The 25631-nt window shown below is 57.9% G+C and carries 23 protein-coding genes, 1 tRNA gene and 2 pseudogenes; 11 read left to right on the top strand and 15 right to left on the bottom strand.

Features of this window, described 5'->3' with window-relative positions; translation table 11 throughout:
* Positions 1-546: 546 nt before the first annotated feature.
* Together TBK1r_RS02430 and TBK1r_RS02425 are read left to right on the top strand one after the other, a co-directional pair.
* Positions 547-1521 (top strand): YifB family Mg chelatase-like AAA ATPase, encoded by a 975-nt coding sequence (locus TBK1r_RS02430; RefSeq protein ID WP_419580891.1) that lies wholly within the window; start codon positions 547-549, stop codon positions 1519-1521.
* Positions 1522-1538: 17 nt separating this feature from the next.
* Positions 1539-3041, top strand: a complete 1503-nt coding sequence (locus TBK1r_RS02425; RefSeq protein ID WP_419580890.1) for an HIRAN domain-containing protein — start codon at positions 1539-1541, stop codon at positions 3039-3041.
* 685 nt (positions 3042-3726) lie between these two features.
* On the opposite strand, the gene TBK1r_RS38160 is transcribed toward TBK1r_RS02425, so the two are convergent.
* The 3 genes and pseudogenes from TBK1r_RS38160 to TBK1r_RS02415 form a co-directional block, all read right to left on the bottom strand.
* Positions 3727-4692 carry a transposase gene (locus TBK1r_RS38160; RefSeq protein WP_419581516.1) on the bottom strand — a complete coding sequence of 322 codons (966 nt, stop codon included), beginning with the start codon at positions 4690-4692 and terminating at the stop codon, positions 3727-3729.
* Positions 4693-4746: 54 nt separating this feature from the next.
* Positions 4747-5130: pseudogene (locus TBK1r_RS38155) on the bottom strand (IS110 family transposase); the annotation flags it as partial.
* A gap of 282 nt (positions 5131-5412) precedes the next feature.
* Positions 5413-5781 (bottom strand): endonuclease domain-containing protein, encoded by a 369-nt coding sequence (locus TBK1r_RS02415; protein ID WP_145207361.1) that lies wholly within the window; start codon positions 5779-5781, stop codon positions 5413-5415.
* Between the two features lie 146 nt (positions 5782-5927).
* Between TBK1r_RS02415 and TBK1r_RS38150 the strand changes: the two are divergent.
* From TBK1r_RS38150 to TBK1r_RS02405, 3 genes and pseudogenes are all read left to right on the top strand, one after another.
* Positions 5928-6473: pseudogene (locus tag TBK1r_RS38150) on the top strand (IS110 family transposase); the annotation flags it as partial.
* A gap of 54 nt (positions 6474-6527) precedes the next feature.
* Positions 6528-7493, top strand: a complete 966-nt coding sequence (locus tag TBK1r_RS38145) for a transposase (RefSeq protein WP_419581516.1) — start codon at positions 6528-6530, stop codon at positions 7491-7493.
* Between the two features lie 789 nt (positions 7494-8282).
* Positions 8283-8747: a hypothetical protein gene (locus TBK1r_RS02405; RefSeq protein WP_145207359.1), complete on the top strand. Its 465-nt coding sequence runs from the start codon at positions 8283-8285 to the stop codon at positions 8745-8747.
* Between the two features lie 28 nt (positions 8748-8775).
* On the opposite strand, the gene TBK1r_RS02400 is transcribed toward TBK1r_RS02405, so the two are convergent.
* From TBK1r_RS02400 to TBK1r_RS02370, 7 genes are all read right to left on the bottom strand, one after another.
* Entirely contained in the window at positions 8776-9102 is a 327-nt protein-coding gene (locus TBK1r_RS02400) for a hypothetical protein (RefSeq protein WP_145207358.1), read from the bottom strand.
* Positions 9103-9423: 321 nt separating this feature from the next.
* A tRNA-Leu gene (locus TBK1r_RS02395) sits at positions 9424-9505 on the bottom strand.
* Between the two features lie 104 nt (positions 9506-9609).
* Positions 9610-10143: a 50S ribosomal protein L9 gene (rplI, locus tag TBK1r_RS02390; protein ID WP_095738695.1), complete on the bottom strand. Its 534-nt coding sequence runs from the start codon at positions 10141-10143 to the stop codon at positions 9610-9612.
* Positions 10144-10241: 98 nt separating this feature from the next.
* Positions 10242-10751: a single-stranded DNA-binding protein gene (ssb, locus tag TBK1r_RS02385; RefSeq protein ID WP_145207357.1), complete on the bottom strand. Its 510-nt coding sequence runs from the start codon at positions 10749-10751 to the stop codon at positions 10242-10244.
* Between the two features lie 150 nt (positions 10752-10901).
* Entirely contained in the window at positions 10902-11318 is a 417-nt protein-coding gene (gene rpsF, locus TBK1r_RS02380) for a 30S ribosomal protein S6 (protein ID WP_145207356.1), read from the bottom strand.
* 97 nt (positions 11319-11415) lie between these two features.
* Positions 11416-12063 carry an aminoacyl-tRNA hydrolase gene (pth, locus tag TBK1r_RS02375; RefSeq protein ID WP_145207355.1) on the bottom strand — a complete coding sequence of 216 codons (648 nt, stop codon included), beginning with the start codon at positions 12061-12063 and terminating at the stop codon, positions 11416-11418.
* Positions 12064-12113: 50 nt separating this feature from the next.
* Positions 12114-12698 (bottom strand): 50S ribosomal protein L25, encoded by a 585-nt coding sequence (locus tag TBK1r_RS02370; protein ID WP_145207354.1) that lies wholly within the window; start codon positions 12696-12698, stop codon positions 12114-12116.
* Between the two features lie 356 nt (positions 12699-13054).
* Here TBK1r_RS02370 and TBK1r_RS02365 point away from each other — a divergent pair, with 356 nt between their 5' ends.
* The 3 genes from TBK1r_RS02365 (at position 13055) to TBK1r_RS02355 (ending at position 16294) form a co-directional block, all read left to right on the top strand.
* The gene (locus tag TBK1r_RS02365; protein WP_145207353.1) at positions 13055-13867 is read left to right on the top strand and encodes an MBL fold metallo-hydrolase; all 813 of its coding nucleotides are present in this window, start codon (positions 13055-13057) and stop codon (positions 13865-13867) included.
* Between the two features lie 208 nt (positions 13868-14075).
* Complete coding sequence (locus tag TBK1r_RS02360) at positions 14076-14381, top strand: DUF485 domain-containing protein (protein WP_145207352.1); 306 nt, start codon at positions 14076-14078, stop codon at positions 14379-14381.
* Positions 14378-16294 carry a sodium/solute symporter gene (locus TBK1r_RS02355; RefSeq protein ID WP_145207351.1) on the top strand — a complete coding sequence of 639 codons (1917 nt, stop codon included), beginning with the start codon at positions 14378-14380 and terminating at the stop codon, positions 16292-16294. Before TBK1r_RS02360 ends, TBK1r_RS02355 begins: the two co-directional genes overlap by 4 nt.
* A gap of 36 nt (positions 16295-16330) precedes the next feature.
* Here the strand turns inward: TBK1r_RS02355 and TBK1r_RS02350 are convergent, their stop codons facing one another.
* Complete coding sequence (locus tag TBK1r_RS02350) at positions 16331-17602, bottom strand: aminotransferase class V-fold PLP-dependent enzyme (protein WP_145207350.1); 1272 nt, start codon at positions 17600-17602, stop codon at positions 16331-16333.
* A gap of 2 nt (positions 17603-17604) precedes the next feature.
* A complete protein-coding gene (gene sufU / locus TBK1r_RS02345) occupies positions 17605-18048 on the bottom strand; it encodes a Fe-S cluster assembly sulfur transfer protein SufU (protein WP_145207349.1) in 444 nt (147 codons plus the stop codon).
* A gap of 415 nt (positions 18049-18463) precedes the next feature.
* On the opposite strand from sufU, the gene TBK1r_RS02340 reads away from it, so the two are divergent.
* Positions 18464-19603 carry a hypothetical protein gene (locus tag TBK1r_RS02340; RefSeq protein WP_145207348.1) on the top strand — a complete coding sequence of 380 codons (1140 nt, stop codon included), beginning with the start codon at positions 18464-18466 and terminating at the stop codon, positions 19601-19603.
* 195 nt (positions 19604-19798) lie between these two features.
* Here TBK1r_RS02340 and TBK1r_RS02335 read toward each other — a convergent pair whose 3' ends face one another.
* Positions 19799-20779 carry an aldo/keto reductase gene (locus TBK1r_RS02335; protein ID WP_145207347.1) on the bottom strand — a complete coding sequence of 327 codons (981 nt, stop codon included), beginning with the start codon at positions 20777-20779 and terminating at the stop codon, positions 19799-19801.
* A 413-nt stretch (positions 20780-21192) separates the two neighbouring features.
* Between TBK1r_RS02335 and TBK1r_RS02330 the strand changes: the two genes are divergently transcribed.
* Both TBK1r_RS02330 and TBK1r_RS02325 read left to right on the top strand, forming a co-directional pair.
* Positions 21193-22983 carry a patatin-like phospholipase family protein gene (locus tag TBK1r_RS02330; RefSeq protein WP_145207346.1) on the top strand — a complete coding sequence of 597 codons (1791 nt, stop codon included), beginning with the start codon at positions 21193-21195 and terminating at the stop codon, positions 22981-22983.
* Positions 22980-23636 (top strand): RNA polymerase sigma factor, encoded by a 657-nt coding sequence (locus tag TBK1r_RS02325; RefSeq protein WP_145207345.1) that lies wholly within the window; start codon positions 22980-22982, stop codon positions 23634-23636. Before TBK1r_RS02330 ends, TBK1r_RS02325 begins: the two co-directional genes overlap by 4 nt.
* A gap of 452 nt (positions 23637-24088) precedes the next feature.
* On the opposite strand, the gene trhA is transcribed toward TBK1r_RS02325, so the two are convergent.
* Together trhA and TBK1r_RS02315 are read right to left on the bottom strand one after the other, a co-directional pair.
* Complete coding sequence (gene trhA, locus TBK1r_RS02320; RefSeq protein ID WP_419580889.1) at positions 24089-24739, bottom strand: PAQR family membrane homeostasis protein TrhA; 651 nt, start codon at positions 24737-24739, stop codon at positions 24089-24091.
* A 184-nt stretch (positions 24740-24923) separates the two neighbouring features.
* On the bottom strand, positions 24924-25628 hold the full coding sequence (locus TBK1r_RS02315; protein WP_145207344.1) for a hypothetical protein: 705 nt from the start codon (positions 25626-25628) through the stop codon (positions 24924-24926).
* Positions 25629-25631 lie beyond the last annotated feature (3 nt).

Genomic DNA, 25631 nt, shown 5'->3' with positions numbered 1-25631 from the left:
GAGCTGAACAAGACAACTCGCAGCGAGGGTCGGCCCATCCGGTCAAGCGGATACCGATCTGCGAGCGGCAGGTCGCGAGCCCTCCGGTGTTTCGGGAACGATGAGGGACCGGAGGGCTTCCGCCCTGCCGCTAACACCTCATTTTTTAGCGGTAGGGCGCGAGCCCTCCGGTATTTCGGGAACGATGAGGGACCGGAGGGCTTGCGCCCTGCCGCTAACACCTCATTTTTTTAGCGGTAGGGCGCGAGCCCTCCGGTATTTCGGGAACGATGATCCGCCACCAAAATCGCGTTTCTGGTGCATCGGAAATAGGTCCGAAACAGGGCACAACTCCTAAGGTCGCGGCGATATTCTCCTTAGCAGCTTGAACGACCAGCGGTTTTGGTTGGAGGATAGTGCATGTTTCGTTCGACGCCCTTTAAAACAACATCGTTATGTTTCGTGACGTACCAATCCAACGACCTACTCACTCTGGTGGCCCCAGGCAGGCAACAAGGACCACTCTGATTTATTCGCCCAAATCCCCATGCTAGAATTCGGGGCTCTTTGTTTTTCGATGGGGTTAGGCCCGTCGACTTCGGGAAGATCCGTGGCCAAGAGGAAGCCAAACGGGCAGCTGTCATCTCAGCGGCCGGCGGGCACAATTTGCTTCTGATCGGGCCGCCGGGCGAAGGGAAATCGCTGCTCGCGTCAGCGATCCCCGGTATCCTGCCCCGATTGCGGGAATCCGAAATGGTTGAACTGACACGGATCTATTCAGCGGTCGGCTTGCTGGGTGACGACGGCAATGCGGTGACGCGACGACCGATTCGAAACGTGCACCACAGCGTCTCCATGCCCGCGCTGGTCGGTGGAGGTTCTGGCGTCCCTCGTCCTGGCGAAATCACGCTCGCGCATCATGGCGTTCTATTCTTGGACGAGCTTCCGGAATTCTCTCGCCGCACCCTGGAAGCGCTGCGGCAACCACTTGAGTCGGGAGTCGTTCAGATCACTCGAGTTCAAGCAAGCCTCGAATTCCCTGCCCAATTCACACTTGTCGCCGCAATGAACCCTTGCCCGTGCGGATACGCGGGCAGCGAACGATGCACCTGTGCGGCCAAAGAAGTCGACAAGTACCAACAAAAGATCAGTGGGCCGCTACTCGACCGAATTGATTTGCAAGTCGCGATGCGCCCCCTCACGACAGATGAGCGTTTCGCCAAAACGAAAGAGGGTGAATCCAAGCGGTTGCGGGCAATCGTGCAAGCGGCTCGCGACAAGCAAACCAAACGATTCGCAAACACTTCGATCAGCTGCAATGCGGCGATCCCAGGTGGTGCAGTCGCGGATTACTGTGAGTTTTCCGAAGACGGATTCTCCGAATACAAGAGGGTACTGGAAGAAAGTTCCGTGACCACCAGGACTTCAGACCGACTCGCGCGGGTCTCAAGGACAATTGCCGACCTCGAAGATCACCCGCAAATCGAGTCGTCGGATGTCTTGGAGGCAGAAAAGCTAATGATCAAGCTTGGTCAGGAATAACGAGGATGGATCCGTCGATGTCAGAGGAAATGCTGGTCTTTATCTGCTCGTATTGCGAAAAGGCGATTCGGTATCAGGCGGCCCAACAAGGGCGTCGCGGCAAGTGCCCGAAGTGCGAAAAGCCTGTTGTGCTGGTCGATAACAAAAGCAAAGTCGTTGATGACGCTTTGTCGAGCTCCTGGTTCTATCAAAGAATGCGGCTTCTCCGCGGTCGTGAGGATGTTGGGCCAATCTCGGACATTGAGTTTCTCGAGATGGTGAAAAAGGGGCACATTGCTGCGGGCGATGAAGTGAAGAGCCCCGAGTTGACCAAGGGAAAATGGGTCGATGTCTCCAAATTGAAACTCGTCGTCGTAAGCGAAAGAATCAACCAACGTGACGCCGAAAGGAAGCGAAGGGCGAACGCGCAGATCCGTCGGCAAAAGGCGGATCAAGAAAACCGTGCGAAGCTGAAACGCGGGATTCGGTCCGCGATTGAATCCGGCCGCATTTCATCGCAACATCGACAGGCGATCGAAAACTTTGCATTGGCAGCGGGGATTCCCGAAGACGAGGTGCAGGAGACTATTGCGTCTCAAAGCAAACAGCTTATCAGAGAGGTGTTTGAAGAAGCCCTGGAAGACGGAATTCTGGAACCGAGGGAAGAGCAACAGTTAAGCCAATTGGCGATATCGCTAGGCGTTGAACTGGAGTTTGCAAAGGAGGACGAACTTCGAATCTCGGTGTGTCGCTTGGCCTATGAATTGGATTCTGGGAACTTTGTGCCGCAAGATTCCGGTTCAGCTCCGTTCAAGATGGGAGCAAAGGAGGAACTCTTGGCCCAATCCAAGGTCCACTGGCACGAGGTTGTGACGCTGAAGCGGCCAGCTGGCATTCCGCTGGGAGGTGACAACTACCTGAAAGAAATCGGATCTGGTATTGCCTACCTGACCACAAAACAAGTTTCGATGGTCGGTGCGCTCCAGTCGAAGAAGTTCACGTTGTCATCGGTGCAGCGCGTCACCCGATACACCGACGGCGTCTTGTTCAACCGCTCCTCTGGGAAAAGTGTCTTTGTCAAAATGCCGATGGATTCCGAGGCACCAGCGAGATTCGCACTGATTGCCGAACATGCATGCAGCGGTGAACCGGTGCTTGGCGTGATGCCATCGGCGGCATTCATTCCAAAGACCGCCACTGTCGATGCCGGCGCGACCGTTCCCAAGCAGTCACAAAGGATCCAGCAATCGGGTGCAGATCCCAGGTACACGTTTCGAGTCGTAGGTGATTTCGTCGGGAATCGCGAGTCCTACATCCGCAAGCTCCGCACAGGGGCCCCGATTGTGCTCGTTCGAGAGCCAACCAACGAACACGATCCGCACGCTGTCGCAGTCTATGATTCAGCACATCACCAACTCGGCTACCTCAAACGCGATGTCGCCTATTGGTTCTCACCCCTTCTGAGGCGAAAGCCAGAAACAACGGCAAAGGTTCATTGCTTTTCGTCGGAAGGGTCCTTGATTGTGGGAGTATATCTATGACCGAAGGCGACTACGCAATCACGGAAAGTCCGCGTCGATGTGAAATGCACCGTCGCAGGCACAACCTGGCAGACGTGCACGCAGGCGTTGAAACTGAAACAAATCTGCAATCAACCGGCGTCGGCCACCGCAGCACGCGGTGAAACGCTCCGTTCGATGCAACCGCGTGTCGATCTCCGTCAGTGATTCGGCGCGTCGGTGAAATCGCTAGCTGCGAGAAGTCGATGCAACCGCCAACGCGAAGAAATCGCGTTTTCTCTGTTCGGTGTGATCGCACTCCTTTATTATGGCTCCCTTCTCCCCCACGACGAGAGCGAGTGGTGCTCGCTCTCGTCGTGGGGGAGAAGCACTGTCATGGCCGAACTTGATTTAGCTCGCATTGGCGAGGTGCGCGCGAACGCCTAGCGGCATTACCTTACGGTAACTTTTTTTAGTCTTAAAGTCCAATGGCTTGTCGGCTTGCTGAGCACGTCTCAGTCAGCATGAATGGTTCAGTCTCGCCACCCTGGTAGATATCCGAAGCTTAGGAGCCTCACACTGTCTTATCCGGCGTTTGAACCGCTGACAGAGCATCACACTTCTTCCACGGGCTTGTTGACTGCAGCTTCGAGAAGCCGCGTCTGCCCTCGGGCTGTAGACGATGTTATCAGTGTGCAAGTGAAAGCACGACAAGTCAACGCGGGCCCTAAGCTTCGGACGAGTTTGATTCTACCTTAGATGCCTGACGAACTCCAAGTCGAACCAGAAGAGGAATGAGCAGATCGCCGATCGATACGGCTCCGCGGCGTTTTTTATTTGCCAGCTTGGCGAAGGGTTTTGCTTCTTCGCTATAGACCGACTTGGGAAGCCACTTGAGAGCTTCATTCATATCAGCAACCGTTTGATCAAGCGGCGTGCCGTGTTCGATATAAAACTTCCATAGCTTTTTCAGCAGGCACTCCCGGTCGACGTGCTTACCTCGCCACACTTGGCGTCCGCTGACGATCTGGAAAACCATTCGGTTAGCTCGGTTAGCCATTCGACACTGGCGATCGAGCGTGCAGATATCTTTGCTCTTCCACAAAGCAGCCAAGCCACGGTAGTACGGATGGCATTTGATCAAGTTCTTTGCAACGAGAATGCAAGCGGAACGCAGTCGACGATTGCAGTTTTTGGCGACGGAACCGCTTCGGTCAATTTCATCACTTTGGTATCGAGCAGGGTAAAGCCCGGCGCGTCCGTTGATCGCAATGGCAGTTGCATAGTGCTCGATCGGTCCAGCTTCGCCCGCATACTCACCTGCGGAAACAACGTTGATCCCAGTGACAGAGAGAAGCAATATATATGGCGTTTTCACGAGAAAATGCGCCGTTTCTTGTTCAATCTGGCTGATCTGTTCGTTGAGCAATTCGCGTATCTCATTTAGCTGTTTCCATTGCTTGGTCAACAACGGGTACAACGGATCGGGTTGAACTGCCTGAGCACTCCACGCAAAGATCTTGTCGAGTGTTGTTTTTTGAACTCGAGTCTTGTTCTTGCGAAGGTACTTTGCCATGCCGGTTTGCTTCGCTTTTTTGATCGCCTCGTCAGACGGGAATTGTTTCGCGATGATCATCGCAATCGATCCGTTGAAGAGTTTGTCATCATCCCAAAGATCCGCGTAGCCAGGCATGGATTGATGCAATAACGCTCGCAACTGTACTTGCACCCGTGCGCGTTGCTTGACCAAATTGCGACGCTGCCGACAAAGACGTTGCAGTGACAGGTGGGTTTCATCAACGGGCAAGATCGCCAATCCGTATCCGTTGATGGCGGCGTGAAAAATCGCTTCGAGATCGTTAGGGTCAGTCTTATTGTTGGGGTGAAGCGTCTCTCGATAGTGCGAAGACGCGAAGGGGTGAACCGTCCTTGTGTCGTACCCCGCTTTGCGAAACGCTTGCTGCACGGGTTTGTGGTAGACACCGGTCATCTCGACGGCGACAATGGAGTCGAGGATCCCTTCGGCTTGACAAGCTGCATCAACGAGTTGGACCATTGCTGCGAGAGCGCCAGCACTGTGCTCGACCGAAGTTGGTTCGACAATGACACGACCAAAGAAGTCACAGAGCATCCAGATCGACCGTCGCTTGGCACAGTCCACCGAAACGATACCGAATTTCTGAGGGCCTGCCTGTTGGACTCGTTCCTGGATGACACCGGATGGCTTTCCGATGTAGCGTCGCTTGGTAGCCTTGCAGGCGGATTTTCGACTAGATTTTTTCGTAACGGCCATTTGAGTTCTCTACAAATTGGAAGTGTTGAAAAGTTCTTCCAATTGAGCACTCGAATGGTCTTTGTCTAGATTTTTCACGATCTAGGGGCATACCAGGGCCGGGGATGAGGGGGCAATGTACTACAGACGTGCATCAATTGCCTGTTCGATCTGGTGCCGCACCGCAGTCGGATTACGCACGACCTCGTAGCCCGGGATCCGCACGACTCGGTACCCTTGATCGGCCAAGAACTGGTCGCGGCGATGATCATACTGGCGGCCTTCATCCGTCTGATGTTGCTTGCCATCGACCTCAACGATCAACTTCAAGTTCACGCAACAGAAGTCAACGGTGTACGGTGCAATTGGGTGTTCGCGCCGCAATTTCTGATTGCGACAACGACGATTGCGCAACATCTGCCAAACATCCTGAGCAAACTCGTTCGCGCGAACCCGTTGTTCGCGGGCGAACGAAGTTGCCTCTGGGTCCCGTCGAGGTCTTCGATTCATGCTTCCCTAAGATTCGTTGGTGCCGTCTGCTTGCCCCCTCATCCCCAACCCTGGTATGCCCCTAGATCGTGAAAAATCTAGACAAAGACCATTCGAGTGCTCAATTGGAAGAACTTTTCAACACTTCCAATTTGTAGAGAACTCAAATGGCCGTTACGAAAAAATCTAGTCGAAAATCCGCCTGCAAGGCTACCAAGCGACGCTACATCGGAAAGCCATCCGGTGTCATCCAGGAACGAGTCCAACAGGCAGGCCCTCAGAAATTCGGTATCGTTTCGGTGGACTGTGCCAAGCGACGGTCGATCTGGATGCTCTGTGACTTCTTTGGTCGTGTCATTGTCGAACCAACTTCGGTCGAGCACAGTGCTGGCGCTCTCGCAGCAATGGTCCAACTCGTTGATGCAGCTTGTCAAGCCGAAGGGATCCTCGACTCCATTGTCGCCGTCGAGATGACCGGTGTCTACCACAAACCCGTGCAGCAAGCGTTTCGCAAAGCGGGGTACGACACAAGGACGGTTCACCCCTTCGCGTCTTCGCACTATCGAGAGACGCTTCACCCCAACAATAAGACTGACCCTAACGATCTCGAAGCGATTTTTCACGCCGCCATCAACGGATACGGATTGGCGATCTTGCCCGTTGATGAAACCCACCTGTCACTGCAACGTCTTTGTCGGCAGCGTCGCAATTTGGTCAAGCAACGCGCACGGGTGCAAGTACAGTTGCGAGCGTTATTGCATCAATCCATGCCTGGCTACGCGGATCTTTGGGATGATGACAAACTCTTCAACGGATCGATTGCGATGATCATCGCGAAACAATTCCCGTCTGACGAGGCGATCAAAAAAGCGAAGCAAACCGGCATGGCAAAGTACCTTCGCAAGAACAAGACTCGAGTTCAAAAAACAACACTCGACAAGATCTTTGCGTGGAGTGCTCAGGCAGTTCAACCCGATCCGTTGTACCCGTTGTTGACCAAGCAATGGAAACAGCTAAATGAGATACGCGAATTGCTCAACGAACAGATCAGCCAGATTGAACAAGAAACGGCGCATTTTCTCGTGAAAACGCCATATATATTGCTTCTCTCTGTCACTGGGATCAACGTTGTTTCCGCAGGTGAGTATGCGGGCGAAGCTGGACCGATCGAGCACTATGCAACTGCCATTGCGATCAACGGACGCGCCGGGCTTTACCCTGCTCGATACCAAAGTGATGAAATTGACCGAAGCGGTTCCGTCGCCAAAAACTGCAATCGTCGACTGCGTTCCGCTTGCATTCTCGTTGCAAAGAACTTGATCAAATGCCATCCGTACTACCGTGGCTTGGCTGCTTTGTGGAAGAGCAAAGATATCTGCACGCTCGATCGCCAGTGTCGAATGGCTAACCGAGCTAACCGAATGGTTTTCCAGATCGTCAGCGGACGCCAAGTGTGGCGAGGTAAGCACGTCGACCGGGAGTGCCTGCTGAAAAAGCTATGGAAGTTTTATATCGAACACGGCACGCCGCTTGATCAAACGGTTGCTGATATGAATGAAGCTCTCAAGTGGCTTCCCAAGTCGGTCTATAGCGAAGAAGCAAAACCCTTCGCCAAGCTGGCAAATAAAAAACGCCGCGGAGCCGTATCGATCGGCGATCTGCTCATTCCTCTTCTGGTTCGACTTGGAGTTCGTCAGGCATCTAAGGTAGAATCAAACTCGTCCGAAGCTTAGGGCCCGCGTTGACTTGTCGTGCTTTCACTTGCACACTGATAACATCGTCTACAGCCCGAGGGCAGACGCGGCTTCTCGAAGCTGCAGTCAACAAGCCCGTGGAAGAAGTGTGATGCTCTGTCAGCGGTTCAAACGCCGGATAAGACAGTGTGAGGCTCCTAAGCTTCGGATATCTACCAGGGTGGCGAGACTGAACCATTCATGCTGACTGAGACGTGCTCAGCAAGCCGACAAGCCATTGGACTTTAAGACTAAAAAAAGTTACCGTAAGGTAATGCCGCTAGGCGTTCGCGCGCACCTCGCCAATGCGAGCTAAATCAAGTTCGGCCATGACAGTGCTTCTCCCCCTGCAATGAAAGCGAGCACGACTCGCTTTCATTGCAGGGGGAGAAGGGAGCCAGTGTAGAGTAGGCAGGCCACGGATTGGAGCTGCAATTTTGTACTCCATCTGAAACCGAAGGCAGTCTCGAACGTTCGTTCACCGCTTCGGTTGGACCATCCTCGCGCAGTTGTGGGTGTCGCCAAATGCATTCGCTGCCCGAGAACGGCGCGCGTTTCCGCCGCACCGCCACCAGCGCTCCGGTGGCCGACTCCGGAGCATTTCTGGGGCGTCCCAGTTTCCTGGCATTTGCTCCATAGACGGCTGCTCCACGATACCTTGGCTTGTGCCCTATTTCCAACAAAATCGCTCTCCGCGTGCTGACGCGTAGGGGGCGGGGTGGGTTTTGTAGGATTCGGGAGATGTGACTTTGGTAAGCCTCTCTCTCTTTGAATCTTCAGGCCAACATTATGCGTCGGGCTCTCTGCGGTGTCCTGCTTGTCGTTGTCGTCTTCGGTGCCGTCGGTTTCCCCGATGGGCCGATCAGGCGGCTGCTATTTCGTAACTCGTCTGTTTCTCGGCAGGTGGAACGGAACGTTTGTACCGGGTCGAATTGTGCGAGCACCCCGGCGGCGCAATTGACGGAAACGTCGCCGTGGGTTGTCGGCGAATCGGTTCCCGTGGCCGCGGCTCCGGTGGTGTTTGCTACACCATCGCCGCAGGTGGTTTCGCGGACTCGAACCCCGGCGCTTGTAGCGCCGGCGGCGGGGGCAATGCCGTTTGATGCGGCGGAGGGCTTGATCGAGACGGAGGCGTCGGATGGGTTTCGGCGGGCGGTGATCAAGGCGTCTCGTGAGGCCAGACGGAGCGGGATGATCACGGTGCGTGATGCCACGCTGCTTCGCGTCGCGTTGATCTCGCCCTCGTTCCATTGAGGGGCGCCCGTACGCTCGCGCGAGACGGCTAGTCATCTTGGGACCACTGATACGCCACAAACGCGAAGTGGCAGCCGATGACAATCCGAAGTACCCGCACTGCGCGTTCGGCCAGCGTGACATCGAGAAAAACCAACGCCATCAACGCGAGAGGAATGGAAAGTGCGATAACGACAGCAAGCAACAGGCCAGCCCATCGCTGCTCGAACCAGACGCCGAGCGATGGCAGGCCAATGACGGCGGCAAAGGCAAAGTAGCCTGGCAACGCAAACACAAATCCCGCGATTGTTGCGCCAATTCCGTAAAGCATCCCCAGCGCCGTGTAAAACGTCAGTTCTCCGCCAGGTGGACGCATCGCAGGATCGTGTTGTCTCAGAGAGGCCGTGGAAGACGAGACAAGTTTCGTCAGTCAATTACGACGGGTCGCCACCGTGTACGCATCGCGCGGTGAAAACACTCGCGGCATTTTTGCTGATAGGCAGTTCCGACGCAACTTGAGGCACCGGGGTATCCGGGGTGGGTGCGTGTGATAGCAGCGTTTGAATACCAGCGGGAAGCGTGAGCGAGCGTCGCGTGAAGAGGTTGGATCGACGACAGACACGCGTCACTGGCTAACGCCACGTGCTGGTGACCACGGCACCGCCTCAGGGTCGCGTTCAATCGATTTGAGTCACGATAGGGCTGACAGGAGTCGAACCTGCACTTCCGAAGAAACTGGAACCTAAATCCAGCGCGTCTGCCAGTTCCGCCACAGCCCCGATTGAGGAATCTACGTCGTGGCATCGGCCGCCGGGTGTGGGCGGCGATGGTTGGGTGCCGTCGGACGAAGGCCTTGGCGACCTTCGTCTCGCTGCGGCTGGGATCAGGAAACCGCGGCGTCTTCGGCGGCGGTGGGCACGACCCAAACCTTCAGGCTCGCTTCGACTTCGCTGTGCAAGTAGACGCGAACGGTGTACAGACCGAGTTCACGCAGCGGACCGTCCAAGCGGATCTGGTCGTTGGCCAGGCTGAAGCCGGCTTCTTTGAGTGCCGCGGTGATCTCGTGCGGTCCGACGCTGCCGTACAGGTGGCCTTCGTCGTTGGCGTTGGCTTCGATCGTGATCGATTGCTTGCCGAGTTCGTCCGCCAGATCGCGGTAGCTCTTGAGTTTTTCCAGTTCGATCGCACGCAATTTTTCGCGGTGCTTTTCGACCATTCGCTTGTGGTGATCGGTCGCGATCGTCGCCATGCCGTGGGGCAACAGGTAGTTGCGTGCGTAGCCGGCTTTGACTTCGACAATGTCGCCTTGCTTGCCGAGGTGTTCGACGTTGTGAATCAACAGGAGCTGGATCCCACCGTGTTCGCCTTTGGGCAATCGTTTGTAGGGTCGTTTAATGGTTCGGCCGTTGCGTGACATCGTTGTGCTCTGGCGATTGTTTAAGTGGATGGTTGTTGACAAAAGAGGACGAACCGGGGCGTCAATGCCCGGGGACGTCTACGATACTGTTGTTTTGTTTAAAACGGAATATTGGGGTCTTCGTAACCGGCACCCTTCCCGGTCGGCTGGGCATCGCGTGCCCCCGAATCGGCGGAATAGTCTTCCACGGATTGCGCATCGTAGCTGACTTGGTTTTCAGCGGTCTGTCCGCCGGACCGTTGGGCAGGACGTTGGTCGCCGCGTTGTTCGGATCCGCCGGAACGCCCGCCGAGCATCTGCATTTTTTCGCAGATCACACGCAACTTGCTTCGTTTCTGACCGTCGGTTTCCCAGCGATCGAGTTTCAAGCGGCCTTCGATCAGCACCGGCGATCCCTTGGACAGGAATTCGCTGGCCACTTCGGCGTTTCGTCCCCACAAGGTGACATCGACAAACGTGGGTTCATCGACCCATTCACCGTTGGCGGTCTTGCGGCGATCGTTCACCGCGACGGTCACGTCCGAAACGGCTTGACCGCTGGGGATGTAACGCAATTCGATATCACGCGTCAAATTCCCAACCAGAATGACGCGGTTGTAGCTGGCCATCGTTGTCCTGTGAGTTGCTGGGAAAGTGAAAGGAGGTCAAACGGCTGCGTCGCCGTGGGATTCATTGTAGGCAAACCGCGGCCACTGGCCAGGGACCAACCGCCTGACAGGGGAGGCCCCGATTGGGAAAGCCCGCTCAGGAAAGCTCGATCAGGAATCCGAGTCGCTGTCGCTGTCGGTGCTCGCTTCGCCGGAATCGTCGGCTTCGGCGGCGGCGTCCTTGCTGACGACGGGCGTCGCACCGCGGGCGTTGGCCAGGATCGGCTCGACCAATCGGGGATCCAGTTTCAGGGTCATTTGACGCAGCACGGGCTCGCACAGGTGGAAAGCACGATCCAGCTTGGGAACTTCGCTGCCTTCCATTTCGAAGTAGGTCAACCAGTAGGTGCCCTTTTGGTGACCGTCGATCGGATAGGCGAGCTTTTGCTCCATCCACAAACGATTGACTTCGACTTTTCCGCCGGCTTCGGTGATCAGATCTTCGATTTGCTTGCTCACTCCGCCGGGGTCGCGGGCGTAGTGGTTGCTGTCGAGGATGCAGAGTGTTTCGTAAGTGTTTTTGGCCACGACTGTTCTACTTTTCTACTTGCTACGGTTGGCTCCGGCCCGAATTGCGAAACGCGATCGGGCAGGCGGTGCTATGAAACGGGGACGATGACTTGAATTAGGGTTGCTGCTGGCCGACGGATCGCGGATCGCTTTGGGACCGATCGGACTTTTTGTTTTGTTTCGGTTTCGAGTCAGCCGCCGGGTCACCGTTGAACTGACTCATCGTGCGATCCACTCCATCGGTGACAAAGCTGATCACGGCGTGTGCCGCGCGGGTTGTCGCCGCTTCGAATGTCTCGCTTTCGCTCTTGGAGAATTTCCCCAAGACATAATCGGTCACCGTCCAACCTGCCGGAGGCCGTCCGATGCCGACGCGAAGCCGCGGAAACGACTCCGAACCGAGATGCCGGATGATATCCTTTATCCCGTTTTGGCCACCGGCACTGCCCGATGGCCTGATCCTTAACCGGCCGCTGTCGAGATTCAAATCATCACAGACGACCAGGATATCGCTCAACTCCAACTTATAAAAGTCGAACGCTTTGCGGACACTTTGTCCACTCGCATTCATGTACGTGTGGGGACAAAGAATCACGACTTTCTCCCCGCCGATCGAAGACTCTGCCAGTTCGCCTTCGAATTTAATCTTCGGCGTTCCGGCGCGGGTCAGGACGGCAACCTTTTCGGCCACGATGAAACCGACATTGTGTCGAGTCTGTTCGTATTTTCGACCGGGGTTCCCCAGTCCAACGATTAGCTTCATCGCACTGTCGAAGGGCCAAGACCGGTTGGCCTTGTCGCTGAGTCCGCAGACTACGCTTCTTCGCCCTCTTCCTCGGTCTCGTCGACTTCCTCACCCTTCACTTTTTCGACGTGGTAAACCACGGTTTCGCCGGGGGTGACCAAGACGACATTTTCCGGCAGCTTGACGTCCGACGCCGAGCGGTGTTCGCCCAAGCCGACGCTAGTGACGTTCAATTCGACAAAGTCGGGGATCGCCACCACGGGGCACTCGACCTCGACCTCGTGAGCGTTTTCGATCACGATCCCGCCTTGCTTGCCACCGATCGGCTCGCCTTTGAATCGAATCGGCACCGTCACGGTGACCTTTTCGTTCATGTCGACTCGCTGCAGGTCGATGTGCAACACCTCGATCCCCAGCGGATCGAATTGCAGATCGCTGACCATCGCGGTCTCGACCACATCGCCTTGCAGCTCGACGATCCTGCTGTGATGTCGCAAGATCGACTCGACTGTCTTTTGCGAGATCGCGAGATGCTGGTTCTCTTGCTTGTGCCCGTACAAAACGGCCGGGACGGAGCCCGTCTTTCGTAACCGGCGTGACGCTGCCGTTCCTAGGCTGCCATCACGTTTCTGGACCTGTACCACTTCCGCCATTGCGGATCACCCTGACGTCGTTAATTTCTTGTGTTTTGTTCCCTCAAACGCCACCAAAATTCTCATTTGGGGTGCGTTTGGCACGCCGATACGTTTACGGCGAAGCGGGTAAGTATGTCAGGGCGGACGATCTCTGCAAGCCCAAACAGGCGTTGCGAGCAAACCGGAGCCTGAACAGACGTCGGATACAGCCACCGACCGGCCCGCTGCCGGCCTCACCGCGGGGGCGTCGACCAGCCGATTTGAACGGCATCGCGGCGTTTCCCGCCTCTCGCATCGTCATCACCGCTGTCGTAGGATGCCGGCTCGCTGTCTGTTGTCCCCCGCCCGATCCGCCCCCGATTTGATCCGCATCCATGCCGTTTGTCCCCGAATCCAGCGGTCCCCACCAAGGCCTGGTCACCTTCCTGGGTACCGGGACCAGCGTCGGCGTCCCGGCGATCGGATGCGATTGCGAGGTTTGTCAAAGCAGCGATCCGCGGAACAATCGAACCCGCTGCGCGATCACGGTCCGGCTGCCCGGTGGCACGGTGCTGATCGACACCCCTCCGGATCTGAGGGTCCAGCTGATCCGCGAACGGATCCGGCTGGTCCACGCGGTCGTCTACACCCACGAGCACGCCGACCATATTTTCGGACTCGACGACCTGCGTTTGATCCCGTTTCGGCTCGGCCATGCGGTTCCGTTGTTCTGTAACGAGACGGTCGAATCGAACATCCGCCGGGCCTACGCCTACGCCTTCGCCGATCGAGAAGACACGCACCCGGGAGCGACTCCGAAGCTGGAGTTCACTCGCATCGACGAGGCGCCGTTTGACGTCTTGGGGACGACATTCATTCCGATCCCGATGAAGCACGGCCCGCATTTCAAGGTGCTCGGATTTCGCATCGGGGATTTCGCCTACTGCACCGACACCAACTTCATCCCGCCGACCTCCCTGGAACGACTCCAGGGCGTGAAAACCCTCGTCGTCGGCGCCCTTCGGATGGAGCCCCATCCGACTCATTTTAATTTGCAGGAAGCCATCGATGTGGCCCGCGCGGTGGGTGCCGAACGCACGCTGCTGACCCACACCGGCCATCAACTCGACTACCACAAAACCTGCGACTGGCTGCCCGAGGGAATCGACATGGCCTACGACGGTCTGCAAGTCGACATCAGGGTTTGAGTTGGGAGCGGGCAGAAGAATGGACGTTGGAAAGGAAAGAACCAGACAAGAAAATGGGTGACAGGCAAATGTGGGATATCAATTCAAGACGAAGAACCTGAAACCTGAAACCTGAAACTCAAAACGTTCGCTCGGGACACATTGGCGGGGTGAGTTGCTCTATACTTCGCCGCTGGTCGTGAATTGATATTTTTTTCCCGAGGTCTCGATGTCGTCGCTTACGGACACACAACGCTCCAACGCCCGCCTGGGGCTCTGGCTGTTCGCTGTTTACTTGGTGCTGTACCTGGGTTTCGTGTTACTCAGCGCGTTTGCGGCGGACGTGATGGAGCGTCCCGTTCTGGCCGGATTGAACTTGGCCATCGTGTATGGCTTCGGCTTGATCGTCGGCGCCTTGGTGATGGCATTGCTGTATGGAATGCTTTGCAAGTCGGAACCGCTGGATAAATCCTCGAACGGTTCGGCATCGCCAGCCGCGACGACCGGCGACGAACCGCAGGGGGACCTGGCGTGATTTACGACCCTTCCTGGATTGCCGTTTTTGTTTTTTTTACGTTTGTCGGTGCGACGGTCGGCCTGAGTTTTTTCTTGGGACGAAAAGCGAAATCGTCGGCGGGCTATTTCGCCGCGCATGGTCAGATCCCGTGGGCGGTCAATGGGATCGCGTTTGCCGGCGATTATTTGTCCGCAGCGTCCTTCCTGGGCATCTGCGGGATGATCGCCTCCTACGGCTACGACGGGTTCTTGTATTCGATCGGTTTTCTGGCCGGCTGGATCGTGGCGTTGTTCGTGATCGCCGAACCGATGAAACGGCTGGGGCGATTCACGTTTGCCGACGCGTTGGATGCGAAATTTGACTCACGTGGCATCAAGGCGGCCGCCGGAGCGAGCACGCTGGTGGTCAGCGTGTTTTATCTGATTCCCCAAATGGTCGGCGCCGGATCGCTGATCCAACCGCTACTGGGTTTCCCGCACTGGGTGGGCGTCGTGCTGGTCGGGATCGTGGTGATCACGATCGTCGTCACCGCAGGCATGGTGTCGACGACCTGGGTGCAGTTTCTCAAAGGGTCGCTGCTGGTCGTGTTCAGCGCCGTCCTGGTCGTGTTGCTGCTCGGCCGCGGCTTCGTGGCCCAGCCCGATGCCTTTGAATCGATCGGTCCGATTCCGGTGGCCGACTTGAACCAATCCGAGATCGCCGGGCGCAGCGTTTTACCGGCCACCGATGGTTGGCAGGAACACGACGACCTGGTCCGTTTCTCGCGCAGCGATGATGTCGGCTTTGACGTTTTTCACGTCCAACCGGCGGGCGAAGACCAGGTCGTTTTGCGGCAAGCACAAGCGATCCGGCGGACGTCCGACGGAGCGATGATCGACGGCGCGCCGTTGGGCCGCGACGCGACACAAAAGGAACTCAAGCCCGTCGGCACACTCACCAAATTGCCCGACGGCCAATCGGAGACGGGGCCGCTGGGTCCGGTCAGTTTCTTCAACACGCTCGGTGAAAGCGAAGTCGTGCTATGGCGTAACATGACGGTCGAGCATGACGATGAAACCAAATCGACGGTCTACTTTCAAAAACTGACGCCCGGCAACGAAGTCCTTCGCCCCGGCGAACACCCCAAGTTCGCCGGCATTCGAAGCGACGAGCCCGGCGGCAAGCTGAACTTTCTTTCGCTGATGCTGGCCTTGTTTTGCGGCACCGCATCACTGCCCCACATCCTGATCCGCTACTACACCGTCAAAGACGGCGCGGCGGCCCGTAAGAGTACGATCGTCGGGATCGCCAGCATCGGTTTTTTCTACGTGCTGACGCTGTACCTGGGACTCGGCGCGATGACCAGCGGCTCGATGGATTTGACCGACAGCAACATGGCCGCTCCGTTGCTGGCACGCAGCATCAGCACCTGGTTGTTCGCGATCATTTCTGCGATCGCGTTCACCACCGTGCTGGGGACCGTCAGCGGATTGATCCTGGCCAGCAGTGGCGCGGTCGCCCACGACATTCTGGTCGGCGTGGTCGGCATGCAATTGTCCGAAGCCAAGAAGGTGCGTGTCGCAAAGATCGCCGCGGTCGTCGTCGGCGCGATCGCGATCGTGCTGGGGATCTTGTTCAAGGAAATGAACGTCGGCTACCTGGTCGGCTGGGCCTTCAGCGTCGCCGCCAGCGCCAACTTGCCCGCCCTGGTGATGCTGCTGTTCTGGAAAGCGACCACCAAGGAAGGCATCGTGGCCAGTGTGCTGGTCGGCATGATCAGCTCACTCGGTTGGATCCTGTTGTCCAGCGACACGTACAAGAGCGTGTATGGCTGGGATCCGGAACTGGCCTACGCCCCGTTCAGCCAACCGGGCATCGTCACGATTCCGCTGGCGTTTATCACGCTGATCGTGGTCTCGTTGATGACGAAGCCGAAAGCGGCGGCGGCGTGATTCCATGTTGCGCCGAGCGAGAACGATGAGATCGGCTCACGCCGGCGACTGGCTTCGCCTTCGTCGGCGTCGGCCGCCACGGGCGAATTTGTCACGCGTTTCTTTGACCGCCTCGACCAGTCGGTCCACTTCTTCCAGCGTGTTGTACAGATAAAAACTGGCGCGGGCCGAGGCGGATTTGCCGAGTGATTCGTGCAACGGCATCGCACAATGATGCCCCGCCCGGACCGCAACACCGCGGGTATCGAGCCACTGGGCGATGTCATGCGCGTGAACGCCATCGAGCGTGAAGCTGACGATGCCGCCCTTCTTGTCGGGCGTCGGTCCCAGGATCTCCACGCCTTCGATGTTTCGCAGCGCCGTGTCGGCGGCCTGACAAAGCAGGTGCTCGTGAGCCTCGATCGCCTCCAGTCCCACCGATTGCAGGTAACGCATCGCGGCGGCCAACCCGATCGCTTCGGTGATCGGCGGCGTTCCCGCCTCAAATTTTTCCGGCAATCCCGTCGGGCTGAACCCTTCGGTCGTGACGCGATCGATCATGCCGCCACCGCCGAGAAACGGCGGCATCGCGTCCAACAGAGCTTCTTTGCCATACAGCACGCCGATCCCGGTCGGGCCACAGATCTTGTGACCGCTAAAGACGACGAAGTCGGCGTCCCATTGCTGCACGTCGATCGCTTGGTGGGGAGCCCCCTGGGCGGCATCGACGAGCACCGTCGCACCGGCGGCATGAGCCATGCTGGTCCAACGGGCGACGGGAAAGTTGGTGCCCAAGACGTTGCTGGAAGAAGCAAACGAAAACAGTTTCGGCTGCAGTGTCTGAAGTTTGTCCTGGACGACCGCATCGTCGATGGTGAAATCTTCACCGAGCGGAAGGAATTCGACGCGGCAACCCGTCCGCTCGGCCAGCTGGTGCCAGGGCACGATGTTGGCGTGATGCTCGGCGATCGTCAGCAACACGACGTCACCGGCCGACAGATGGTTGCCGCCCCAGGAATGGGCGACGGTGTTGATCGCGGCAGTCGTTCCGGCGGCGAACACGATTTCCGACTGCGACCGCGCCCCGACGAATTGGCGCGTCGTTTCTCGTGCCGCCTCGTAGGCCGCGGTTGATTCTTCGCTGAGCGTGTGGATGCCGCGATGCACGTTGGCGTAATAACGCTGGTAACAATCGCTGATCGCATCGATCACGACTTGTGGACGCTGGGCACTGGCGGCATTGTCGAGAAACGCCAGCGGCGCGCCGCTGGAGGATTGCCGCTTCAAGATCGGAAAATCGGCGCGGATCGAAAGGGGGTCAAGCGGCATCTTCAGCTCTCTTCACTTAAACTTGGCCCACCAAAGCTGGGCCCGGCGTCATCATCGTCGGCGTCTTCGAGCGGGGCGTGCAGTGCCGATTGCAACACACGCCACGACAACAAACAGCACTTCTGGCGGTTGGGAGTCAATTGCGGGCCGAACAGTTCCAGCATCTGATTGGCCGTGAACTCCTTGGCCTCTTCCACCGTTTTTCCTTCGATCGCTTCGATCAACATCGACGCCGACGCTTGGCTGATCACGCAGCCCTCGCCGTCAAACCAGGCCTCTTCGATCTTTCCGTCACGCCCTAAACGCAGCATCACCTGGACCACATCACCGCAGAGCGGATTTTTTCCTTCATCCGCATGGGTGGCCGTCACCAGCTCGCCTCGGTGGTAAGGATCCTCGTAGTGGTCCAAGACGTGTTCTTCGTAGATGTCTTGTTCGTTGGGCATGGTCTGGGGGGGAAACAAAAGACGTTTGTCGAATGGAATGGGCGGTCGGTGGCCGACCGCGGCTCTATTTAAGTCTACGCGCGTTGTCAAAAATCGACGAGTCCCAATTCGCGTCAATTTAGTCGCAGGTGGGCGGTCAGCGGACTTCCGCCCCGGATTTGACCCGTTGTGGGACGTTTCTTACCCGTGGTAGAGGCTTCCGGCAGATCATTTCAGCGCCGTCCGGCAGGAAACCGCGAATCGCCCCGTTTCCCGCTCACCGCTACCCGATTGCGGTCGGTGGGGCTTTACTGTTCCAATCAGCCGAGTAGTTTGCACCTTCGCTCGAGGGCTTCCACTGCAGTTTGCCGGGGAGCAGAACTCGACGTCGCGTCCGGCGGATTGCCGAATTTGAATCGATCACACTCTGTCCACCATGAAGAACACTCCACCGCCGCGTCCGATCAATCGTCGCGCCGCACTGTCGACTCTGGCCGCCTCGGCGCTGATCACGACCGGTTGCCCGCTGTCGATCCCCGAATCGTTGCCGGAGGCGGTGCCGACGGCGGAGGCTTCGTCGTTGCCGGTCGAAACGCTGGTCGCGGAAACGTTGCGACAAGAAAAACAGCGACGGGGACTGTCGACGATGGTCAACGGAGCCTGGCAGATCTTCCATGGCATCCTGGCTTATGGCGACGACTTTGAAATCGACACGCCGAGCGGCCGCCAGCGGGCGTTGACGTATTTTCGCAAAGGCGGAACCTGTGACGGATTTCGGCCGATGATCGGCGATCCCCTCAGCGATCCAGGCGGCGATCTAGCCAGCGATCCAGGCGGCGGCGACGAACGATTCGGCATCCGAGTCGACTTGGAACCGTCGACCAAGGTCGGCCAAGGCCACCGCGACCAATGGCTGGCCGTCGTCGCGCAAACGGGGCTGCCCGTCGATGCTTCTTGGGTGGTCGAAGATCGCACGTTGTCGGTCGACGACTGGGTGCGACAAGCCGAGCTGGATATCCCACTGAACTATGAAGCAGAATTCAGTTGGACGCTGATTCCATTGTCCTACTACCGAGCGACCGACCACCGCTGGACCGCCCGTGACGGCAACACCTACAGCACCGAGTTGTTGTTGGAGCTGGAAGTCGAACACGATCTGTCCAACAGCGTGTGCGGCGGGACGCACCGGTTGATCGGAATCGCCACCGCGATGCGCAATCGCATCGGCGAGGGGAATCCGATCACGGGCGTTTGGGCCGATGCCAAGGAGCATCTGGACGCATCGATCGAAATGGCCCGCGTCAACCAGAACCCGGACGGCTCGTACAGCACGTCCTACCTGCATCGCACGGGTTGGTGCAATGACTTGGGCGAGACGCTGGGCACGACCGGACACGTGCTGGAGTTTCTGGCGACCGCTGCGGATCGCGAAACGTTGCAATCGGACTGGGTCGTCCGCAGCGTTCGCAAACTGTGCGACGTGTTGCATCAATGCCGCGACGTCGATCTGGAGTGCGGCGTGCTGTACCACGCCCTGCATGGCTTGGTGGTCTACCAGCAGCGGGTTGCGACGTAGTGCGATTTAGATGGGCGCGAGCTTATTGGAAAGGACTCGTCGCCTCGTCCACTACGGCCTATTCGATAGGCAAGGACTCGTCGCCTCGTCCACTACGGCCTATTCGATAGGCAAGGACTCGTCGCCTCGTCCACTACGGCCTATGCGAAAGGTAAGGACTCGTCGCCTCGTCCACTACGGCCTATGCGAAAGGCACTATTCGTAGATCGGGAAGAAGGTGTTGAACGCCTTTTCGCCGAAATCGCCGGGGTCGTTGAAGCGACGATTTTGGTTCAGCGACGCAAGCGTGTTCATCTGCTGGTCGGTCAATTCGAAATCGAACAGTTCCAGATTCTCTTTCAGTCGCTCGACGCGTGAGGTTTTGGGAACGATCGACGTCCCCCGTTGAATCCCCCAGCGAAGGACAACCTGGGCGGGTGTTTTTCCGACTTCCGCCGCGATCGCCTTGGTCTCTTCGCGATCGATCACCCCCTCGCCTTCTTCGGCCATCCCGATGGCAAAGTAGGACTGCGCGCCCAGCGGTGAGAATCCCGTCACGTGGATGTCGTGCTGGGCACAGAATCGAAGCAGCTTTTCCTGCGTCAGATAGGGATGCAGTTCGACTTGAAGAACCGATGGCTTGACCGACGAGGACGCCATCAAGTCGCGGATCAATGAAACGCCAAAGTTGCAGACACCGAGGTGGCGGATCAAACCCGATTTCTGACACTCGATCATCGCTTGCCAGGTTTCCAAAATCGGCACCGGCATCTCTTCCATCTGCGGATGCTCGGCGTCGGGATCGTGGAACCATCCCGGCGGATAGCGTTTTTCGATCGGCACGTAGGCGAGCGAAATCGGAAAGTGAATGTGGTACAGGTCAACGTAGTCCAACCCCAGATCCGACAGCGTTTTTTCGAGCGCAACGGGAACGTCTTGGGCGCGATGGTAGGTGTTCCAAAGCTTGCTGGTGATCCACAGGTCTTCGCGTTTGACCAAACCCTCATCGATCGCCTTTCGAATCCCGTCGCCCGCCTGGTATTCATTGCCGTAGTCGCAGGCCGCATCGATGTGGCGGTAGCCGATTTCGATGGCTCGGAAAACGGTTTCGGCCGTCGATTCTTGATCGATTTTCCAAAGGCCCAGGCCGACAGCGGGAATCTTGTCGCCGCCGGCAAGCTTAAATTCGGTAGTCATTCGCGTTCGGGGGGAAAGGTAGGAGTTCAGCTTTCGAACTCGCATATGATCCCAGACCTGACGCGACGAGGAAAGCATACGTGTCGAGGTTTCGTCGTGGGGTCAGCATCCTGCTTGCCATCCTTGGCGGCGCGCGCCGTTGACCGTCAGGAGGCGGGCACCCTGTCAGTGTGTCCCCAGGCAGGAGCCTGGGAACCAGGAACCGATCGCCCCTCTCCTCGCTTCGCTCGACCCTCCCTGCCAGGGAGGGTGACTTTCGAGGTGTCGCCGCCAATGTCTTTTGGGAGGATTACCTCGGACGAATGCACGACCATCGTCGCTGCAGATGAATTCGGCAATCGCGTTGGCGACAGCAGCCCCCGTCAGGTAGGGTATCGTCTGATGACAACCTTTTTTCGCTGGGTAATTTCGGGATGGATCGCGAACAATCAGTAACCCGATCGCTGTTGATGGGGCTCAGCAACGACGGGCTGGAGAACGTGCTGTCGGCCTTTCAGCCGCGTTCTTTTGATGCCGGAGCGACCATCGTCGAGATCGGCGACGTTGGCGACGAATTGTTTCTGATCACCGCAGGCAAGGTGCGGGTGTGGACGGGCGACGGACCGGCCGTCGCTGAACGCACCCTGGGGATGATGGGTGCGGGCGATCACTTCGGCGAATCGTCGGTGATTTCCGGCGGACCGCGGACCGCCACGGTCACCGCGGTCACCTATGTCGAAACACTCGTGCTGAGCGGAGAGGACTACCGCCGTCTGGTGAAAAGCTATCCGCAACTGCTGGAGAACCTCAGCCGTTCGTTGACCAAGCGGTTGTCCAAGATGAATTCCGCCGCTTCGTCGCCGCGACAGACCCATCGCGGCGTGCATTCCCTGGCGATTATCATCGACCATCCCAGTGGCTGGCCGCTGGCGGAGCAACTGATCGCGCAGCTGCGCGGGGACCACCCGTTGGTTCAACCGCTGTTGGTCAGTGACGATGAGTTGCCCTTTGCGTGCGAATCCTTCGATCGTGACGCGATCTGTGTCTCGGTTGCCGACCTCGGCTGCACGATCGCCGGTCGCAGCAAACAGGCGTTGGCGGTGACGGTCGCTTGGGGCCGGCAAGCGACCGACGCCGCGGTGCGTGAATCCAATCGCGTGGTGTTTGCCGCCGATGCCCGTCAGGGGCTTTCGGATCATGCCGCATCTCTGTTGAAATCCATCCCGCTGCATCGTCGCGCGATGGTGGCATTGATGTTCTTGGCCGATTCGTGGCCGCGACCGGACATGGATTTTTCTGACGCGGAGGCGGTGCGTTGTGGGTATCGTGGCGAAGACCGCGAAGCCGAATTCGTTCCGGCGTCGGTCACCCGGCTGTATCGATCGTTGATCGGCAAACGGATCGGGCTTGCGCTCGGGGGAGGGGGTGCACGGGGGATCGCGCACATCGGCGTCCTGGAAATCTTGCAGCAACACAACGTCGTTTTCGATTCGATCGCCGGAACCAGCGCCGGCGCGATCGTGGCCTCGGCCTACGGTGCGGGGTTCACTCCAGTGGACATCGGCGACTTTTTCCGCAAAGAGATGATTCCACCGAAGTATCTGGCCGGTCGCCCGTCGTTGCGACGCATGTTCTTGCTGCACAGTTTTCGCGGCGGACGTTTCGAAACCAAACTGCGACGCTACCTCGATCACCTGACCTTCGAGCAAGCCAGTTTGCCGTTGGCGATCACGACGCTGGACCTGATCAGCGGTGAACAGCAGATCCGCAGGTCCGGTGATTTGGTTCAGGCAGTGTTGCAGAGCATCAACCATCCCGTGTTCGGTCGGCCGATCATTCACGACGGGCAAATGCTGGTCGACGGCGGCGTGCTGATGAACGTGCCCGCGTCGGTGTTGCGAAGCGAAGGTTGTGACCACGTGGTCTCGATCGATGTCGGATCGACACTGACGACCGACTACGCCAAAGACCGGAGCGGAAAACTGCGCCGGCCAAGTTATCTGTCAACGTTGCTACGCACGATGGACATCTCGCGTCGACATTCCAGCGCCCTGCACCGCGAAGAAAGCGACCTGATCATTATCCCCCAGACCAGCGCGTTCCGAATCGAAGATTTCCACGCCGTTGATCCGTTGATCGAAGCGGGGCGACGGGCCGGTGAAAAAGCGGTCGAAAACGTCAAACGTGTCATCGAAAACCTCCAACCGACCGACGGTGTTGCATGAATGTTCCCGCCGATTCCGACGGCCCCTCCGCGGACGAACTCCTGGTCGCCCAAATCCGCGACGGCGATTCCGGTGCCTGGCAGTCCCTGATCGATCGTTACGAAGGCCGGTTGCTGGCGTACACCCGCAGCCGCATCCGTGATTCCGCCGCCGCCGAAGACATCGTCCAAGAAGCCTTCGTCGGGTTTCTGATCAGTTTGCCCAACTACGACGGCGGCCGACCGCTGGAAAGTTACCTGTTTTCGATCTGCGCCTACAAACTGACCGACCACCTGAGACGCGAAGGCCGACGCCCCGCACTGCAATTGCATGGCCGATCCAGTTCCGCCGGTGACTTTGAACTGAAAGGAAGCGCACGCGTCGCCAGCTCGATCGCCCGCAGCGTCGAACGAAAACGGATCGAGGAACAGGCGATCCGCGATGCCATGCAAGAACAAATCGATCGCTGGAAACAGTCCGGCAATTGGATCAAGCTGCAGGCCATCGAACTGTTGATCGTCCGCGGTTGGGGCAACAAGCAAGTCGCCGAACAACTGGATCTCTCCGAACAGCAAGTCGCCAATTACAAAAGCGACTTCCAGATTCGATTGAAATCGATCCTCAAACGCGCCGAGCTAGACGAGAGTGTGTTTCCGGAGTTGGCGGGTGAATGAATCGCCACCGAATCAGCCCCCCGAAGCGAAAACCCAAGACCGCGAAGCGAAGCGTCGTTTCCTCTGCAGGGGGCCCGAAGGCTCGCGCCAAACACAATGTCTCCGGGCATCACTGAAGCCCCAATGCGGTTTTGCGTCTGCACGCTAACGCTTGGCCGCTAAAACGTTGGTGTTGACACTCTGTTCGGTTTACGCGACTTCACTTCCTTTTCGATTTCCGTCATCGCTCCGCCTCGCTTTAGCCGAGAAAGGATGGGTCGTGAGGAACCTGGACGGACGGAAGACTGAAAATTGAAAATTGAAAATTGAAAATTTGCAATTGGAAGTTTTCATTTTGCAATTTTCAATATCTTGCTCCGTGTCCTGCAACGGGGAAACGGGTGCCAGGCATTTCAGGAATGAAACCTGCGCAAAGGAAAAAGCCGTCAACCCCGAACTTTTAGCAGCCCACGCTAACGCACCACGTACCACTGAATCGCCAGGAAGTGACACAGGGCGGCGGAGATGACGAACAGGTGCCAGACGACGTGTAGGTATTTGAACTTGGAATCATTCAGCAGCACAATCACGCCCAGGGTGTACAACACGCCGCCGAGTAACATCCCCCAGCCGAGCCCCGATGGCACCTTGCCATACAACGGAATCGCCGGCAGCCAGCCGAGTAAAAGGTAGCTGACGGTCGCCACGTTGTTGACGCGATGACGCATCAGCAACTTGCCAGCGATGCCGACGAACGCCGCCACCCAGATCGCCGTCAACAACGGCGTACGGACCGCGTCGGGCGCGTAGCGAAACACAATCGGCGTGTAGGTCCCCGAGATCATCGCGTAGATCATCGCCTGGTCCCAAGCCCGCAGCGTGTCCAACAGCGGCTGCTGCAGAATCGCGTGGGACAACGTTGAAAACGAAAACGTCGCAAACACCGATGCGATGTACGCCGCACAGGCCAACGCCAACCCGGGCCGGTCAGGCAACGCCTCAAGCACCAGCCATGTTCCCAGCACCAGTGACATCAGTGCCGCCAACCCATGCGTCAGCGCATTGGCCCACTCTTCACCGTGGCGGACCGGTGCGTTTCCATGAGTGGGGGCGGGTTCGTTCACAAGGCCTGATGCTCCGTTATTCCTGGCGTTGGGGTCGCGGAACTCGCCGACGGTTGATCGATTTTATCAACCCTTTGGCGTGAGCCTACCGGGCTCGCTGCGTGAATCGCGGTCTTGGAGAGGGGGGGAAGCTGGAAGCTTCCCGAATCGCAAGCTGGAAGCTTACGCCACTTTTCGCTTGCGGCTACTTCCAGGTTCGTGCCAGGGCGGCGGCCACCCGCGTGGCCCCGAAGTCGATCAGCCGCGTCGGCGAGTTCTTCAGGGTCGTGTCAACGGCGGGGTCGGCGTTCATCGCCGCGAAAAAGCATTCCCTCATCGCCGGATCGGCCAGATCAAACGAATGGGATCCCGAGACGATCGCCACGGATTGGGCGACATTGATGGCGAGGAATTGAATCTCCAACCGCATCGGACTGTACGCATCGATCGACTCGATGTTGCAGTACAGCACCGTATCGACGAAGTGTTGATTGCCGAGTTCGACCAGCTTGCGTTCGTCAAATCGACCGCTGTGAATCGGAAAACAGGCTTCGCAGACCCGCCGCGGACTTTCAACGACGTCGACGCCGGCTTTTGCCCGCAGCGCGCCGGCCAAGGTTTGCATCAATGCCATCTGCTCTTTCAGGCGATCCTGGCCGTCCAAGGGCGCGACGATCAACACGCGATTCGGCTTCAATTGTCCCAACAGCGGTGACGTTCGCACCGGCTGTGGAGGGCACTGGGGCGCCGCCGGTTTTCTCGCTGAATCGGTTGCGTCCTGGCAATGGCACGTCGCACCACAATCTCCCTTGCAGCGCGTCCACCAGCGAGGCGGACCGGCCGGCGACCACTGGATGGACCAAGCCAAGATCAAGGTCGTGGCGAGCAATCGAAATCTAAAGGTATGCACGAC

Source organism: Stieleria magnilauensis, assembly GCA_007753675.1.
GTDB classification, from domain to species: domain Bacteria; phylum Planctomycetota; class Planctomycetia; order Pirellulales; family Pirellulaceae; genus Stieleria; species Stieleria magnilauensis.
The sequence above is the reverse complement of the archived record's forward strand: the minus strand, read 5'-3'. Positions and strand labels throughout refer to the sequence as shown.